At 65.0% G+C, this 17,287-nt stretch carries 14 protein-coding genes and 1 pseudogene; 2 read left to right on the plus strand and 13 right to left on the minus strand.

Features of this window, described 5'->3' with window-relative positions:
- Positions 1-114: 114 nt before the first annotated feature.
- The 7 genes and pseudogenes from BMG03_RS12870 to BMG03_RS12900 form a co-directional block, all read right to left on the minus strand.
- A complete protein-coding gene (locus tag BMG03_RS12870; protein ID WP_075777044.1) occupies positions 115-1,110 on the minus strand; it encodes an ABC transporter substrate-binding protein in 996 nt (331 codons plus the stop codon).
- A 425-nt stretch (positions 1,111-1,535) separates the two neighbouring features.
- Positions 1,536-2,579, minus strand: a complete 1,044-nt coding sequence (locus BMG03_RS12875; protein WP_075777043.1) for an ABC transporter ATP-binding protein — start codon at positions 2,577-2,579, stop codon at positions 1,536-1,538.
- 1 nt (position 2,580) lies between these two features.
- Positions 2,581-3,849, minus strand: a complete 1,269-nt coding sequence (locus BMG03_RS12880) for an MGH1-like glycoside hydrolase domain-containing protein (RefSeq protein WP_244270950.1) — start codon at positions 3,847-3,849, stop codon at positions 2,581-2,583.
- A gap of 3 nt (positions 3,850-3,852) precedes the next feature.
- Complete coding sequence (locus BMG03_RS12885; protein WP_075777042.1) at positions 3,853-5,067, minus strand: carbohydrate ABC transporter permease; 1,215 nt, start codon at positions 5,065-5,067, stop codon at positions 3,853-3,855.
- Positions 5,064-6,299, minus strand: coding sequence for a carbohydrate ABC transporter permease (locus BMG03_RS12890; protein WP_075777041.1), 1,236 nt, complete (start codon positions 6,297-6,299; stop codon positions 5,064-5,066). Before BMG03_RS12890 ends, BMG03_RS12885 begins: the two co-directional genes overlap by 4 nt.
- 81 nt (positions 6,300-6,380) lie before the next feature.
- Positions 6,381-7,711: pseudogene (locus BMG03_RS12895) on the minus strand (ABC transporter substrate-binding protein).
- A gap of 60 nt (positions 7,712-7,771) precedes the next feature.
- Complete coding sequence (locus tag BMG03_RS12900; RefSeq protein WP_075777040.1) at positions 7,772-8,851, minus strand: LacI family DNA-binding transcriptional regulator; 1,080 nt, start codon at positions 8,849-8,851, stop codon at positions 7,772-7,774.
- 517 nt (positions 8,852-9,368) lie between these two features.
- Between BMG03_RS12900 and BMG03_RS12905 the strand changes: the two genes are divergently transcribed.
- Together BMG03_RS12905 and BMG03_RS12910 are read left to right on the plus strand one after the other, a co-directional pair.
- Positions 9,369-10,448, plus strand: coding sequence for a type III polyketide synthase (locus tag BMG03_RS12905; protein WP_075777039.1), 1,080 nt, complete (start codon positions 9,369-9,371; stop codon positions 10,446-10,448).
- Positions 10,448-10,945, plus strand: coding sequence for an isoprenylcysteine carboxyl methyltransferase family protein (locus BMG03_RS12910; protein ID WP_075777038.1), 498 nt, complete (start codon positions 10,448-10,450; stop codon positions 10,943-10,945). Before BMG03_RS12905 ends, BMG03_RS12910 begins: the two co-directional genes overlap by 1 nt.
- A 59-nt stretch (positions 10,946-11,004) precedes the next feature.
- Here the strand turns inward: BMG03_RS12910 and BMG03_RS12915 are convergent, their stop codons facing one another.
- Genes BMG03_RS12915 through BMG03_RS12940 form a run of 6 tightly spaced genes read right to left on the minus strand, consistent with a single transcriptional unit; the run spans position 11,005 to position 17,284 of the window.
- A complete protein-coding gene (locus tag BMG03_RS12915; protein ID WP_075777037.1) occupies positions 11,005-12,360 on the minus strand; it encodes a TRAP transporter large permease in 1,356 nt (451 codons plus the stop codon).
- Entirely contained in the window at positions 12,360-12,842 is a 483-nt protein-coding gene (locus BMG03_RS12920; RefSeq protein WP_075777036.1) for a TRAP transporter small permease, read from the minus strand. The genes BMG03_RS12915 and BMG03_RS12920 overlap by 1 nt, the downstream gene beginning before the upstream one ends.
- A 20-nt stretch (positions 12,843-12,862) precedes the next feature.
- On the minus strand, positions 12,863-13,912 hold the full coding sequence (locus BMG03_RS12925; protein WP_075777035.1) for a TRAP transporter substrate-binding protein: 1,050 nt from the start codon (positions 13,910-13,912) through the stop codon (positions 12,863-12,865).
- Positions 13,913-13,959: 47 nt separating this feature from the next.
- The gene (gene pobA / locus BMG03_RS12930) at positions 13,960-15,129 is read right to left on the minus strand and encodes a 4-hydroxybenzoate 3-monooxygenase (RefSeq protein ID WP_075777034.1); all 1,170 of its coding nucleotides are present in this window, start codon (positions 15,127-15,129) and stop codon (positions 13,960-13,962) included.
- Positions 15,126-16,445: a lyase family protein gene (locus BMG03_RS12935; RefSeq protein ID WP_075777033.1), complete on the minus strand. Its 1,320-nt coding sequence runs from the start codon at positions 16,443-16,445 to the stop codon at positions 15,126-15,128. Before BMG03_RS12935 ends, pobA begins: the two co-directional genes overlap by 4 nt.
- A complete protein-coding gene (locus BMG03_RS12940; protein ID WP_075777032.1) occupies positions 16,442-17,284 on the minus strand; it encodes a 3-oxoadipate:acetyl-CoA acetyltransferase in 843 nt (280 codons plus the stop codon). Before BMG03_RS12940 ends, BMG03_RS12935 begins: the two co-directional genes overlap by 4 nt.
- Between the last annotated feature and the right edge of the window lie 3 nt (positions 17,285-17,287).

Here is a 17,287-nt window from a genome sequence, read left to right on the forward strand (position 1 = left end):
TGGTTTTCCGGGTCATTGGGGAGGACCCGCCCCATGTTGTTGCGTGATGGATCGAAAAAGGACGGGGCCTGCCTCGGCCCCGTCCAAGGTGTGCGCATCAAGCGCGCGTCACGATCATCCGCCGATCAGCTTCGAAAGCTTCTTCTGGGCGTCTGCGTTGAGCCAGTTCTTCCAGGTGTTCTGGTAGTTCTTGATGAAGTAGACCGCGGTCTCTTCACCCGACGCCTTGTTCTCGTCCTGCCACGCGAGCAGTTTCGACATGGTGTCGGTCTTGAAGCTCATCTTCGAGAAGAACTCGGTCTCGGCCGGGTGGGTCTTCGCGAAGTCGCTCGTCACCGAGGTCAGCACGGGCGCTGCCGGGAAGTCGGAAACCTGCGGATCCTTGGTGTCCTTGTTCTGGAGCTTGTCGAACTTGGCCTTGTCGTAGTCACCAAGCTTGACGCGGGTCATGTCATAGTTGCCCATGACCACGGTCGGGCCCCAGTAGTAGCCGAACCACGGCTTCTTGTCGGCGAAGGCCGAACCGATCGACGAGGCGAGCGTCTGGCCGGAGCCGTGGTTGAACACCTCGATGCCCGAGCTCTTGAGGTCGAGCGCCTTGATCAGGTTGTCGCTCACGACGCGGCAACCCCAGCCGTCCGGGCAGTTGTTGAACGTGCCGCCGACCCAGTCGGGGTGCGCCATCACGCCCTCGATGGTCTTCAGCTCGGGGTGCTCCTTGGCGAGGTAGGTGGGGATCCACCAGCCTTCGACGCCGCCCGGCTGGAGCGTCTTGGCGACGCGCTTGATCTTGCCTTCGCTCTCGAGCTTCTTGTAGGCGTCGCCGGCCGAGTTCAGCCACAGGTTGGTGACGACGTCGGGGCGGCCGTTTTCGGCGATCGAGGTGATGGCCGGGATGGTGTCGGATTTGACCAGGCTGGTGTTACAGCCGTAGCCTTGGTCCAGCATGAATTTCGCGATGTTGGTGGTGACCTCGGCAGCGGCCCAGTTCATCTGGGCGATCGAGATGTCGCCGCACTGCTCGGCAGCGCGGGCAGTCCCGGTCTGAGCTGCAAAACCGGTCACAATAGCAGTCGCACCGGCGACCGCGAGAAGTGTCGTCTTCCGCATGTGTTTTCCTCTCATCCGTTGGATTGTTTGCGATCGTTGTCGGACCGCATTCGCTTTGCGCGTGATGAGACCGCCTGACCTCCCCGCACGGGCGTGTTTCCCACCCGGAGGAGCGTCTCGGCCCATCGTCGACCATCAGGTTGCGCAATGCACGCGAATGCGCCCGCTCGACGATTGCCGCAAAACCTAGCCTCCACGGCCCCGATCAGCAATCGTCCGCCGGTAACATTAATTTGAGAAAAGCGTCACGGAACCCAATGATTATTGAGAAAAATTATGTAAACGCCGCCGCTTGCCCGACCTTCCGCCAGTACAACAGCCCGATCGCCAAAAGGCACCGGACTGCCGATTTCGGTGCCTTTGAACGGCGAGCTAAGGCCTGCGCCCTGCCCTGCGGCCCGGGATGAGCGCCCGGGCGCGCGGTTTCAGACCGCCATGCCGTCGGCGTCGAAGAACACCGTGCGGTCGGCCTCGAAGGCCAACCCAGAGACATCGCCCGGGCGCAGGTCGGTATCGCCCGCGACGCGCACATTGATCGCGCCCAGCGGTCCGCAATCGAACAGGATGAACGTATCGGCGCCCAGGAATTCCACCACATCGACGCGACCGTCGCATTGCCCCTCGCCCTCGGCCACGAGCGAGATATGCTCGGGCCGGATACCAAGCTGCGTGGTCTGCGGCGCGGGACACGCCCCGCTGCGCCCGCCTTCGAGGCTGTAGCGGCCATCCGAGACCGCGCAGGGCATCACGTTCATCTTCGGGCTGCCGATGAATTGCGCCACGAACAGGTTCGCGGGCTTCTCGTAAAGCTCGCGCGGGGTGCCGACCTGCGCGATCTTGCCATATTCCAGCACCACGATCCGGTCCGCCAGCGTCATCGCCTCGACCTGGTCATGGGTGACGTAGATCATCGTGCGCTTGAGATTGCGGTGCAGCCGCGCGATCTCAAGCCGCATCTCCACGCGCAGCGCCGCATCGAGGTTCGACAGCGGCTCGTCGAAAAGGAACGCGGTCGGGTCGCGCACGATCGAGCGCCCAATTGCCACGCGCTGACGCTGGCCGCCAGACAGGTCCTTGGGCCGCCGGTCGAGGAAGCTCTGCAGTTTCAGGATGTCCGCAGCCTCGTCGACCTTGGCGCGCCATTCGCCCTGCGGCGCCCCGGCCATCTTGAGCGAGAAGCCCATATTCTCGGCCACCGACATATGCGGATAGAGCGCGTAGGACTGGAACACCATCGCGAGGCCGCGCTTCGAGGGCGGCTGATCGGTGACATTCGCGCCGTCGATCTCGATCGCCCCGCGCGAGGTATCCTCAAGCCCGCCGATCATCCGCAGAAGCGTGGACTTGCCGCAGCCCGAGGGCCCCACGAAGACGACGAATTCGCCATCCTTGATCTCGAGGTCGATCCCCTTGATGACCTGCACCTCGCCGAACCATTTCTCGACACCGTTTAACGTGATCGAACCCATGTCAGCCCTCCTTGCCGGCCCAGGCGAGCCAGACGGCCGCCGTCCAGGTGAATGCCTTGCCGCCCGCAGCCGCGCCCGTCATCGGGTCGAAATACTCGACGAAACCGTAGCGCCCGATCACCTCGCGAGTGCGCTTGCGGACCTCTTCGCCAAGCGCGACGCCCCGTTCCGAGGCGCCCTCGCCGATCATCATGTTCATCATCCCCCAGGTCGGGCCGCGCCAGTAGCGCTTCGCGTCGAAGCGCGGATCGAACGGCGCGAGCGAGGGCACGCCATAGGGCGCGGCATCTAGCACGCGGGCGAGGTGTTGCTCCATCTGCGGCGCGTCGAGCCCGCCGAACCAGCACAGGAAGGAGGCGTTGCTCAGCGCGTTCGACCAGATGCCGTTGTTGCAGTTGTAGCTGTCGTAGAAGCCCATGCCGGGGTTCCACAGCGCCTGAGCACCGGCCTCCAGTTCGGCCAGCTGCGCGGCCATGTCGCCGGTATCGAGATCCTGCGCCTCACCTGCCGCCAGAAGGTCGCGCAGGCCCCGCATCAGGATGAAATGCATGGTCGGATCGGCCACCTTGAACGGGTTGTCCTCGGCGACCTTGGCATCGTCCCAATCCAGCGCCTTGGCGCGCTGCACCAGCCAGATATAGCGGTCGTAATCGTATTTCGTGGGCCGCATCGAGGCGTCGACATGCTGGGTGTCGCGGCGCTCGTAATAGCCCACGTCCTGCGGGTCGATCTTGCTCATCGCGTCGTCCCAGTCCGGCGCATTGTCGCGGCCGGATTCCCATGGATGGATCACGAAGATCGCGCCCTTCTCGTCACGGCGCCATTTCAGGAACCACTCCGCCCATTTGCGCATCTTCGGATAAAGGGCCGCGAAGCGCGCCTTCCCCGCCTCCGGATCGGCCGCCAGAAGCCGCGTCGCGAAGCTGAGTGCCACGGGCGGCTGGGTGATGCCCGAGGACGCGATCGGGCCGTTGCAACCCCAGACGTCGGGACCGGGGAAATAGCCCGGATCGGGTTTGTGGAAGATGATATGGGGGACCATGCCGCTGTCCCATTGCCCGGTGAACAGCGTCTCGATTTCCTGCCAGGCGCGGTCCAGGTCGAATTCGGCGAAACCGAGACTCGCAAAGGCGCTGTCCCAGTTCCACTGGTAGGGATAGAGGCCATCGGTCGGCACGGTATAGCCGCCCCGGTCGTTCTGCGTGAGGATTTCGCGCGCCGCAGCGTCCCGGTCGAAGAAATCGGTGGCGGCCACAGTTTCGGTCATCATGTCTTATCCTTTCACCGCGCCGGCCGTCAGGCCGCGGGTCATGAAACGTTCGAGCCCGAGGAACAGCGCCATGATCGGCACCGTCGCGATGACGGCGCCCGCCATCAGGTGCTGGCGCGGGATCTCGGAGGAGTTGAGCGAGGCGATGCCTCGCGTGAGGGTGAATTTGCTGGGATCGTCGAGCAGCATGAAGGCGAGCAGGAACTCGTTCCACGCGATCATGAAGACATAGAGCCCGACCGAGGCCATCGCGGGCAGCGCCAGCGGCAGCGTGATCTTCCAGATCACCTTGAGCCGCGAGAGCCCGTCCATCAGCCCCGCCTCCTCGACCTCGACGGGGAGGCCGCGGAAATAGCCCTGCAGCATGTAGAGCGCGACGGGAATAGTGGTGACCGGATAGATCATCACGATCCCGAGGATCGAGTTGCGCAGACCCACCATCGAGTAGGCGATGTAGATCGGCAGCGCGAGCACGATCATCGGCACCATGTAGATCAGCAGGATACCGCGCGAGAACACTTTCTGCCCACGGAAGCGCAGCCGCGCCACCGCATAGGCGCCGGGCACCGAGAACAGCAGCGTCAGCAGCACGGTCAGCACCGAGACGTAGAAGCTCGTCCAGAGGTAGCGGCCGAAATGGAACCGCGTCATCAGCTCGTAATAGCTGTCGAACAGGTGCCAGCCCCGGCTCAGGTCGATCGAGAAATCGAGCGGGTTGAGCATCAGCTGCTGCTGCGACTTCATCGAGGTCATGACCATCACGTAGAACGGGATGACCACGATCGCGGTGAAGAAGATGTAGCCGAAACCGGTCAGGAAGCGGATCACCGCATCCTCGAACTGGTGGCGGGTGAGCGCGCCGAATTGCAGCTCGCGCAGGATCGAGTTGAGCGGGATCGACACCGTGCCCGCGAGCACAACGCTGAGGACGACGCGCCAGACAAAGTTGAAGCTTTCGTCGAATTGCAGCGCGCCGAGGCCGATGGCCATCAGCACCAGCGCCACGACCACCGCCACCGCATCCGCAGCCCATCGATTGGCGATGCGCACGCGGGCAAACCCGGTCGCGAGCCCGAGGATCAGCGAGCCGATCAGCGCAGGCTTGGCCGCAGCCCCGGTGGCGAAGGAAATCGCGACCCCCAGCGTGACCGACATGACCAGCGCCCAGAGCGCTCCGATGATCGGCCCGGCGAGATAGCCTTTATGCAGGATTTTCATAGCCCTTCCTCCCGGCTCATGGTGCGGAAGAACAGCCCCGAGAAAACCAGAAGGCAGGCGAAGATCACCACGGCGACCGCGGCACCCGCACCGATATTCGACACCGCGAAAGCCTGTTCGTAGACATTGACCGTCAGGACCCGCGTGCCGGCATTGCCGCCGGTGAGCAGGAAGATGTCGTCGAACTTGTTGAAGGTCCAGATGAAGCGCAGCAGGAACAGGACCGAGAGGATCCCCAGCAGCTGCGGCATCGAGAGATACCAGAATTTCTGGAACGGCGAGGCCCCGTCCATATCCGCCGCCTCGTACATATCCGTGTCGATGCTCTGCATTCGCGCGAGGATGAAAAGGAACGAGAGCGGGAAATAGCGCCAGATCTCGAACACCGTCACCATGATCAGCGCGAGCGGCTTGGCCCCGAAGAAGTTGATCGCGCCTTCGCTCACGCCCATCTGCACCAGCAGCGCGTTGGCGGAGCCGGAATAGGGATCGAAGAGCGTGATCCAGGTGAAGGCCACCGCGATCACCGGGGCCACATAGGGAAACAGGTAAAGCCCGCGCAGAATGCCCTGCCCGCGGAAGCTCTTGTTGAGCAGCAGCGCCGCGAACAGCCCCACGACCAGCGCACCCAGCGTGCCGAAGACCGTGTAGAACAGCGTGATACCCAGCACGCTCCAGAACTCGCTGCCCGAAAAGAGCCGGCGGAAGTTTTCGAGCGTGAAGGTGGAATTCGTCAGGACGTTCGAGACGTGGCCGGTCGCCGTGACCTCGGCGTCACGCATCGCGCGCTCTGCCGCGCGGGTATCGCCGGTCACCTGCGCATCGACGCGGAACCGCTCGTTCGCGCCGGGTTCGAGCGTGCCGAAATCGCAAGACAGGTCCTGCCCGTCCATCGCGCAGCCCTGAGGCAGATCGCCGGTCAGCGTCACGCCCTCGGGCAGGGTCACATTCAACCCCGCCTTGGTCATCTCCTGCTCGCCCGACGGATTGATCACGCGCAACTCGAGAAGCGGCTGATCGCCCCGCTCGCGCAGCGCCACCCGCGTGCGGATCTCGGCCGGACGCAGATCGCCCAACGTCACCGGCTTCACGGAGATCCAGAAGATCGCCAGCAGCGGCACGATCACGACGAGCGCCACGATCGCGATGGTCGGGAACAGCAGGCCCCAGGCGAGACGCGCTTCGCGACGGGCAAGCGCGCCGCGCCCCTTGGGCGGCGATATGTCGGTCATGACAGTCTCCAATCCATGCAGTCAGAGCGGGCTTCGGCCCCGGGGCAAGGCGCGACCGCCCTGCCCCGGCCAGAGATCGGATCAGTTGATCTTGCCCAGCTCGTCGTTCATCTTCGCGACCGCATCCTCGGCCGAGATGTTGCCGTCGATGAAGTCGCGCACAACCCGGTTGATGACCTGGCTGTTGAGCATCTTCGAGGCCAGCGCGAGCTGCCCGTCTTTCACGCCCCAGCGCTGTGCAGTGTCGAGACCCTTGGTGATCTCGTCGACCACGGCCGGATCGTAGAGATCCTTGAGCGGCGCCTTGCGATCCACGCCCACCGGCAGGGTCGCCCAGAGCTTGGTGAACTTCTCCGGATCCTCATCAGTGCCGCGACGGGTCGGGAACTTGCCCTCGGGCGCGATCGACAGCGTCTGCTCGTAGCCGTCATTCATCGAGTAATCGACGAATTTCTCGGCCGCATCGGTGTCGGCGTCGGCGGTGATGGTGAAATAACGCAGGTCCGCCCAGCTCGCACCGTCGGGATTCGACGGGCCCGCGAGGTTGGTCACGACGCCGGTATCCTTCGACAGCTCGGTCGAGGTCGGGTCATCGTTGATCATCGGCGGAGCGCTGTCACGCAGGCCGGCCAGCTCGTCGAGGATGAAGGGCGACCACATGATCATCGCCGCCTTGCCGCGAAATACAGCTCGCGCGACTGCTTCCAGTAGTTCTCGCCGGGCGGGGAGGCATCGGCCAGCTTCTTGTAGAAGTTCAGCACTTCGACTGTCTTCTTCTCGTCGAGCGGCTTGAAGCCGTCCGGCCCCACCGGCGAGACGCCGTTGGCGAGGAAGATCTGCTCGAGAATCTGGCTCATGTAGTTGTCGTCGACCTTGGTCGCTGCGACGAAACCATACATGTTCGGCGGATCGTTGAGCTTGTCGAGCGCGGCCTCGATCGATTTGAAATCGGTCGGCGGCGCGAGGCCCGCCTTGTCGAACAGATCCTTGCGGTAGAGGATCATCTGCGTCCAGCCATCGACCGGCACCGCGGCGTAATCGCCATCGGTCTCGACCATCTTCAGCGCGCCGGGCGCGAAGGTGGCCGGATCGAGCTTGTCGACCACGTCCGAGCTCGCCAGCGTGTCGAGAATGCCCGCATCGGTCCAGGGCAGCACGTTCTGCAGCGGCGTGTAGATCACGTCGGGCAGGTCCCCCGCCGCGAAGGCTGCGGTCGCGCGCTGGTTCAGGTCGCTTTCGGTGACCGGGATCACGTCGACGGTGATGCCGGTCTTGGCCTTGAAGTCGTCGGCCATCTGCTGCTGCTTGGCCAGACGCTCGGGCTGTTCCTCGGTGGTCCAGAACTTGATCGTCTGCGCCTGCACCGCGACGGCGCCCGCCATCAGCGCAAGCACGGTCGAGCCCATCAGCATCGCCGTTTTATGTCCAAGTATCGATTTCATTTACTTTCCTCCCGGTAGATTGCGTTACTCTTATGGGTCGACGGGCGGCCCGTCGGAGCCTCCCGGTTCCAGTTGCGCCGCCACCAGTTCCGTCAGCTCACCGGGCGGCGCACCACGGAGCTGCGCGATCAGCAGCGACGCGAGACGCGCGCCCGCATGCTGGCTGTCGACTGCGAATGTCGTGAGGGGCGGATCGACCATCCGGCCCTCGGGAATGCCGTCATAGGAGATGACCGACAGATCGCGCCCGATCGTCTGCCCCCGCTCGCGCGCCACGTCATAGGCGCCGAGCGCCGTCGCGTCGGTGGAGTAGACGATCGCCGTCGCGGGCTCGGCCAGATCGAGCAACTGGCGCGCGGCCTCTGCCCCTTCCGCGCGGTTCGAGACCTCCATCACCTCGAGCGCGGGATCGAAGGGCAATCCGGCCTCTTCCAGCCCCTTTCGGTAGCCGTCTCGGCGCAACAGCGCGAAATTGTAGCTCGTATGCGACCCGGCGAAGGCGATGCGGCGATGGCCGAAACCCGCCAGACGCGCGACGGCGGCGCGCATCGCCCCCTCGCCATCGACGTCGAACCACGACAGGCCCGGATCGGGCTTGCCGTGACCGGTGCGGCCGAACAGAACGAAGGGCACATGTTTCGATTGCAGGAATTTCACCCTTGGGTCGACGACCTGCGTTCGCGGCAGGATGAAACCATCGACCTTGTGCTCCTGCAGAAGCCGCGTGACCGTGTCCTCCATCTCCTCGCGCGAATTCGACGAGGCGATCGTCAGGGTCCAGCCTTCCAGCGAGGCTTCCTGCGTGATCCCGCCCAGAAAATCCGTAAGGAACGGGCCGTAGCGGTCCGGTGCGTCCAGTTCGAGCACCAGGCCCAGCGCCCGCACCCGCCCCGTACGCACCGCCTGCGCATAGGGCATCGGCGCGTAGCCCATCTCGGCTGCCACCCGCGCCACGCGTTCGCGGGTTTCGGGCGAGATGTCGGAATAGTTGTTGAGCGCGCGCGACACGGTGCTCTTGGTCAGCCCCAGCGCCTGCGCAAGGTCAGAGATCCGAACTCGGCGCGGTGCCGGCTCGGACGGTTTCTTATCGGTGTCGCGAATCTCCTCCATGGCGAGAGACTAGGTCACCGAAACCGATTTCGTAAAGCCGAAACCGGTTTCGAAGCGCGATTTCAGCCTCAAGTCGCCGTGTGCCGCACTGCGGCGTCGCGGTCGCGGATCATTTCGGTTGGGGGCGCGCCGGTTTCGAGAAATCATTCAAAACCAAAACCCTAGGAGGCGACTTTAAAGTGAGAGTATGCCGCCGCAGGTTCCGCTCACGTGCCTGCCTTTCGTCGATGACGAAAGCTGACCGTGGAACCGGTGCGCCAGCCAGCGATCACAGCTTGGTGTTGAGGTCGGAAAGCTGTGCAGATCCAATAACACGAAACCAAGCGCTTTCAGGCACCTACAAGGCGACCTTAAACCTAGAGGATAACGTCGCGTGTCCCCGCTTTCTCCTCCTTGCGGCTGAACCAAACCCGGCTCCGGGCCGTTGTCTTACAGGGCAATCCAGCGCGCCCCCGAGATTTTCGAACAGTTTCCTCAAGGACTGACCAGCATCAGCCTTCAGCGAAAAGGAATTGCCATGTCAGTTTACCTCCACGGTCTCTCCACCGCTCTGCCGCCGCATTGCCTCGCGCAATCCGAGGTGCGCGAGCGGGCCGAGATCATCTTCGGCGAGACCTACCCGCAATTCGAGCGGCTCTCGAAAACCTTCGACACGGCGGGGATCGACCGGCGTTATTCGGTCGTGCCGATCGACTGGTTCTCGGAAGCCCACGGCTGGGCGGATCGCAACGCGGCGTTCATGGAGGGCGCGAAAGCGCTGTTCATCGACGCGGCGCAGGCGGCGCTCGACGCCGCAGGCTGGCAGGGTTCGGAGGTCGATTGCGTGGTCACCGTCTGCTCGACCGGCCTCGCGACGCCCTCGCTCGAGGCGCAGGTTCTGGGCGAGATGGGCTTTCGCGACGACATCATGCGCGTGCCGATCTTCGGCCTGGGCTGCGCGGGCGGCGTTTCGGGACTGTCGACGGCGCAATCCATCGCGGCGGGCCGTCCGGGCGCGAAAGTGCTGCTCGTCGTGGTCGAGACCTGCTCGCTCTCGTTTCGCGCCGACCGGATGCAGAAGGCCGATATCGTCGCTGCCGTCCTCTTCGCCGATGGCGCGGCTGCGGCCTGTATCAGCACCGAGGCGCCGGGCGCGGGTCAGGTGATCTCGCTCGGTCAGGGGCACCAGAAGACATGGCCCGACACGCTCGACATCATGGGCTGGGACGTGGACGAGATCGGCTTCGGCGTGATCTTCGACCGCTCGATCCCGGGCTTCGTCAATTCCGAATTCGCGACGGCGGCGGAGGGCGCGCTGCGGGCCGCGAACCTCGATCACGCCGATATCGACCGCTATGTCTGCCATCCGGGCGGCGCGAAGGTCGTGGAAGCGATCGAGGCCGCGTTGCATCTGGAACAGGGCGTGCTGGATGCCGAGCGCAACGTGCTGCGCGAGGCGGGCAACATGTCGGCGCCGACCATGCTCTTCGTGATGCGCGCGGTGTTGGATGCGGGCAAGACCGGACAGATGATGGGCTGCGCGCTCGGGCCGGGCTTTACCGCCTCGTTCCTGCCCTTCCATGTCGGCCCGCCCCAAATCGAGGCGGAGGCCGCGTGATGTCCCTCCCGAGCGTTCTCTTTCTGGCCTTCATCATCGTGCAACGGCTGAGCGAGCTTGTCATCGCCAGGCGCAACACTGCGCGGCTTCTGGCGCGTGGAGCCCATGAGGTCGGCGCGGCGCATTACCCGGTGATGGTCGCGATGCACAGCGCGTGGATCCTATGCCTTATCGTCTTCGGCCTCGGCCAGCCCGTACACCTCGGCTGGCTCGCTCTCTTTGCGGTGCTGCAGGTGCTGCGCATCTGGATCCTCACCAGCCTCGGCGGACGCTGGACGACACGGATCATCATCCTCGAAGAGCCGCTGGTCGCGCGCGGGCCGTTCAAATACGTCTCGCACCCCAATTACATGCTGGTCGTGGCCGAGATCTTCGTCGCCCCGATGGTACTGGGCCTGCTCTGGGTCGCAGTTCTGTTCACCGTACTGAACGCCGCGATGCTCTGGGTGCGGATCGGGGTCGAGAACAAGGCCCTCGCCCCGATGCGCGCAGGCTGAATGCGAAACGGGGGGCGATTGCGCCCCCCGTTCCGTCTCATCCGCTTGTCTTGAGTGGATCAGCCACCAAGCACGCGAGGCAGCCACAGCGTCAGCGCCGGGAAGCCTAGCAGAAGCGCGACGCGCACGAGCTCGGACAGGAAGAACGGGAAGACACCGCGGAAGGTGGTGCCCATCGGAACGTTCTTCGCCAGCGCCGAGATCACGAAGACATTCATCCCCACCGGCGGCGTGATCAGCCCCAGCTCCACCACGACAAGCGCAAGGATACCGAACCAGACCTTCAGCTCGTCGGTCGAGAGGCCGAAGCCCGAGCCGTCCGCCATCTGGTAGAGACCGCCATTGATCTCGACCAGCACCGGCCAGAAGAAGGGCAGCACCAGCAGGATCATCGACATCGAGTCCATCAGGCAGCCCAGCACGATCAGCGCGATCAGCAGGATCGCCATCACCATCATGGGCGGCAAGCCGGAATTCACCGCCATATCGGCAGCCGCCTGCGGCACCCCTGCCCGCGACATGAAGATCTTCAGAAGCTCCGCGCCCAGCAGGATCAGGTAGATCATGCCAGTGGTGCCCGCCGTCTCGAGGATGGACGAGCGCAGGGCTTCGCGCGACATCAGCCCGCGGAAGAGGCCATAGACGAAGACCGCGAAGACGCCGATCGCAGCGGCGGGCGTCGGGTTGTAGAAGCCCGCATAGATGCCGCCGATGACGACGCCGAAGATGCCCAGCACCGGCAGCACGCCGCGCGTGGCCGCCCAGAACTCGGCCTTGTCCGACACGCCCTGCGCGGGGCCCGCGCTCGGCACGAGGCGGACATAGATCGCGATGGTCAGCAGGAACAGAGCGACCGCGATCAGGCCGGGCACCAGTGCCGCCATGAACATCGTGACGATATTGGCCTCCACGATCACCGCGTAGATCACAAGGATCACCGAAGGCGGGATCAGGATGCCCAGCACGCCGCCCGCCGCGACCGAACCGGTCGCGAGCGCGGGAGAGTAGTTGTAGCGCTCCAGCTCCGGCAGGGCGACCTTGCCCATCGTCGAGGCGGTTGCGAGCGAGGAGCCGCAGACCGCGCCGAAGCCCGCGCAGGCGGCGATCGAGGCCATCGCGGTGCCGCCGCGCATCCAGCCGAACCACGCATTGGCGGCGCGGAACATGTCGCGCGACAGGCCCGTCTTGGTGGCCAGCGCCCCCATCAGGACGAACATAGGCACGACCGAGAGGTCATAGATCGAGAATTGACCGTAAGCGAGCGTCTTGAGCTGGCTCAACAAGATCGCCGGGCCGTTGATGATCGCGGTGCCGCCAGCGCCCACGAGGATCATCGCGTAAGCGATGGGCACACGCATTACGATAAGCGCCACGAGAATGGCGAGGCCAAGCAGGCCGAGAGTAATCGGGTCCATCAGGCACGCCCCGTCCAGTTGTCCCGCAGGCTCAGCGCTGCGGCGATGAAAAGTAGCGCAAGCGAGGCAAGCGCGGGAAGGTAAGCCCACCAGACCGGGATCTGCAGGATCGTGGTGGCGAGCGAATAGGATTTCTGATCGAGCATCCCGAAATACATCCGCCACAGCAGAAGCGCGGCAAACCCCAGCGCCAGCACCGAGCCGATGGCCGAGAAGCGACGCTGCACGGCGGCGCTAAGTTTCGAGGTGAAGATATCCGCCGTCACGTTCTGATCGGCCAATTGGCAGTAGGGCAGGAACATGAAGGCCGCGATGGCGACCCCCATCTCCGTCAGTTCGAAGTCCCCCGCGAAGGGCAGCCCGATAAAGCCGCCCAACACTGTCCAGACGTTTACGGCGACGATCGCTGCAAGCACCCCGCCTCCGGCGAGGGCCCAGGCATAGATCGCCTTGCGCAAGAAAGTCTCAGTTGCAGAATGCATGATCGTCGCCGCTCCGTTGGTTACTGGCTCGCCAGGTTCTTTTCTTCTTCAGCGGTCAGCTCGCGGGCTTCTTTCACCAGCGCCGGACCGTCGATGCCCTGGCCTTTCACCTCGTCTTCCCAACGGGTGACGACCGGCTGCATCGCATCCTTGAAGGCTTGGGTCTCGTCGGCCGAGAGCGTGATCAGCTCGTTGCCATCCGCTTCGGCGGCCTTGATCCCGTTATTGTCGCTGGTGCGCCAGATCTGGCCGACTTCCTTCAGCCACTCCTCGTCGGAGGCCTTGCGGAACGCCGCCTTGACGTCATCGGGCAGGCTGTCCCATTTCGCCTTGTTCATCGACACCTGGAAGATCGAGGTGCCCAGACGCCAATGGTCCTGCCCTTCGATCTGGTACTGTGTCTGCTGCTGCAGCTTCAGCGCGGGGATGATTTCCCACGGGATCAGCGCCCCGTCGACGACCTTCTTCGACAGCGCCTGCGGCAGTTCCGGCACCGGCATCGCGACCGGCTGCGCGTTCAGCGCCTCGATCACCCAGGCCCCCGTGCGCGACGGCGTGCGCAGCTTCAGACCCTTCACGTCGGCGGGGCTGTGCACCGGGGTATCCACGGTGTGGATGCCGTTGCCCGCATGGGCGTGCAGGAACATCACTTCGAGGCCCTTGTCCTCGTATTCCTGCTTCAGTTCCTTGTCGAACATGTCGCGCATCGCGAGGTTGGTCGCGGCCGGGTCGTTGTTATAGACCGTCGGCAGCTCGAACACCTCGGTGCGCGGGAAGAGACCCGGCGTATAGCCGTTGAGCGTCCAGATCAGATCGACCACACCGTCGCGCGCCTGCTGCACGAGTTCCGGCGGGCGACCGCCCAGCGTCATCGCCGGGTAGATGTCGATCTTGACCTTGCCGTTCGACAACTCTTCGACGCGCTTGGCCCAGGGCTCCAGCATCTGCGTCTGCACCGGCGCCTTGGCACCAAGGAAATGGTGCAGCTTGAGGGTGATCTCCTGTGCGAAGCTCCCGCTTGCCCAGAGCATGGCTGCGGCGCTCAGGCCCAGCAGTTTCGTAAGTTTCATCGTTATTTCCTCCCTTTGTGCCCCTTGCGCGGGGGCGGTTCGGCCCGTCAGTAAGGCAGGCCCACGTAGTTTTCGGCAAAGCTCTTGCGTGCGGTCTCCGACATCTGGAGATATTCGAACTCCGCGCGCTGCATCCGGCGCTCGAACGCACCCGTTTCCGGGAAATCGTGCAGCATCGAGGTCATCCACCACGAGAAGCGCTCGCATTTCCAGACCCGCGACAGCGCCGTCTCGGAATAGGCGTCGAGCCCTTCGGACGTGCCGTGGTTGTAGAACCGATCGAAAGCGCGGTGCAGATAATAGACATCCGAGGCCGCGAGGTTCAGGCCCTTCGCGCCGGTCGGCGGCACGATATGGGCGCTGTCGCCAGCCAGGAACAAACGCCCGTGGCGCATCGGCTCGGAGACGAAGCTGCGCAGCGGCGCGATCGATATCTCCAGCGGCTCGCCGGTGACCAGCGTCTCTGCCACATCGGCCGGGATGCGGGTGCGCAGCTCGTCCCAGAACCGCTCTGCGGGCCAGTCTTCCAGCTTTTCGCTCAGCGGCACCTGCACGTAATAGCGGCTCAGCGTGGGCGAGCGCATCGAACACAGCGCAAAGCCCCGATCATGGGCCGCGTAGATCAGCTCGGGCGCGGCGGGCGGCGTCTCGGACAGAAGGCCAAGCCAGCCGAACGGATAGGCGCGCTCGAATTCCTGACGGTGGCTTTCCGGGATCGCCTTGCGCGACGGCCCGTGGAAGCCGTCGCAGCCCGCGACGAAATCGGCGGTCAGGGTCTTGGCCTCGCCCTCATGGGTGAAATGCACGGTGACGCCGTCGCCCTCAAGCCCCTCGATTGCCGTTACCTCGGCCTCGTGCAGCACGGTGCCGCCGCGCGCATCGCGGGCGGTATAGAGGTCCTGGGTCACCTCGGTCTGGCCATAGACCATTACCCCTCGGCCCGTCAGGCTCTTGATGTCTATATTGAGCCGCTCGTCGTGCCACGAGATCTCGACACCGTCGTGGATTTCGCCCTGACGGTCCATTCGCGCGCCCACTTCGGCGGCGCGCAGCAGATCGACGGTGCCCTGTTCGAGCACCCCGGCCCGGATGCGCGACAGCACGTAATCGCGCGAGCGGCGCTCCAGCACGACGCTCTCGATCCCGTGCAGGTCGAGCAATTGCGAAAGCAGCAGCCCGGCCGGGCCACCGCCGATGATGGCGACTTGAGTCTTCATGCGTTTCCTCCGCAAAGGTCATTGCAGCGCTGCGCGAAAGCGCGCGCCTGCACCGGGGCCTGCCCTGCCGCAAGAAGCGGATCGGTCAGGGTGTCCCCGTCGAGTTCGGGATGGGCGGCCAGAAGCGCCGCCACGGGATCGGGTGCGGCCATCGCCTCTTGCACCGCTTTCTTCGCCGCGTTGCGCGGCAGCGTCTTCGCGAGCGTAAAGATCGCGCGCTCGGCATAGGGGCCGAAGCCCGCGGCCTCGAGATTGGCGCGCATCCGGGGGGCGTCGGCCTCGAGCCCTTCCAGCATCTCTCCGGCAAGGCGCAGCGACGTGCCACAGGCCACGAGGATCGGGCGCAGGCTCATCCATTCCAGCGCCCAGGCGGCGCCGTCGCGGAACTGACCATGGAGCGCGGATTCAAACAGGCTCCCCTGCAGATGCGCCGCGTGACGCGCCAGCGCCACCAGCGCCTCGGCGGCCACGGGGTTCGATTTATGCGGCATGGTGGACGAGCCCCCCCCCGAGATCCGCACCTCGTTGATCCCCGATTGCGCGAGGGTCACGACATCCGTGCCGATCTTGCCCAGCGACCCGGTCAACAACACCGCCTGCGCGCCGAGCCCGGCCATCGCGTCGCGGCGGCTGTGCCACGGCTGATCCTCGGCCTGAAGCCCCAGCGCCTCCGCCATGCGGTTACGTACCGCCTGCGCCTTGTCGCCCAGCGCCGCGTCGGTGCCGACGGCGCCATGTAGCGCGACCCGCCCAGCGCCCTGCATCACCGCCATGCGCGCCGCCGCGTCGATCAGCGATTGGCCCCAGGACGCGACCAGCGCGCCGAAAGTCACCGGCAAACCGATCTGGCTGCGGGTTCGCCCGGCCATCACCGTCTCGGCCTCGCGCCCGGCCAGTTCACCGGTCACGCGGATCACGCGCCGCAGCCGCGCCGCGATCACGGCGAGCGCCTGCGTCATCAAAAGCGCCGTCGCACTGTCGATGATGTCCTGCGAGGTCGCGCCCCAATGGATCGCCTGCCCGGCCTCTTCCGACAGCTTGGCGCGCAGATCGCTCAGCAGCGCCGGAACCGGCACGCCGTCGCGCGCGGCGCCCTCGGCAAGTGTCGCCGGATCGGGCTGGTAACCGGTCAGCTTCTCGGCAATCTCGGTCGCCGCAGCCTCGGACACCACGCCTTCGGCCGCGCAGGCCTCGGCCAGCGCCACTTCGACGCGCACCATCGCCGCCAGCAATGCGGCATCGTCGAGCATCGCACCCAGTTCCGCATCGCCGTAGAGACCGGACCAGAGCGGGCTGTCGAGGGGAGAGAGGCTCATGCGGCCCCCTTCATGGGCAGCGCGAGGATTTCGCGCGCCTGCTGCCATGTGGCAACCGGACGGCCCGCTTTTTCACACAGATCGACCGTGCGCTGGACAAGCGCCGCGTTCGAAGGTGCGAGCGTTTCGCGATCCAGCCGAATGTTGTCCTCCAGACCGGTGCGGCAATGCCCGCCGGTCTCGATGCACCATTGGTTGACGACCACCTGCCCCGGCCCAACGCCTGCCGCGCACCACGTCGCCTCGGGCAGAACGCGGGCGCGGGTCTCGCGCATGAAATCGAAGGCCGCGCGGTCGACCGGCATCGCGTTCTTCACGCCCATGACGAATTGTACATGGACATTCGCGGGCAGCCGCCCGTCGCCGACCAGTTTCGCGGCCTGAAAGATGTGGCTGAGATCGAAACACTCGATCTCGGGGCGCACATCGTAGGTCTTCATCTCCGAGGCCAGCCAGTCGACCAGATCCGGAGGGTTCTCATAGACCCGCGTCGGGAAGTTGTTCGACCCGACCGAGAGCGAGGCCATGTCGGGCCGCAAGGGCAGCATCCCGCCGCGCGTCTTGCCCGCGCCGGACCGGCCGCCGGTGGAGAACTGCACGATCATGCCGGGGCAATGCTTGTGCAGCCCCTCCATCAGCCGCGCGAAGCGGTCGGGGTCGGAACTCGGCGAGCCATCCTCGTTGCGCACATGGCAATGCGCGATGGTCGCGCCCGCCTCGAACGCGGCCTGCGTGGACTCGATCTGCTCGGAGATCGTGATCGGCACCGCCGGATTGTCGGATTGCTGCGGCACGGAGCCGGTGATCGCGACACATATGATGCAGGGGTCCTGGGTCATGGC

Origin of the sequence: Thioclava nitratireducens (assembly GCF_001940525.2) — a bacterium.
GTDB lineage: Bacteria > Pseudomonadota > Alphaproteobacteria > Rhodobacterales > Rhodobacteraceae > Thioclava > Thioclava nitratireducens.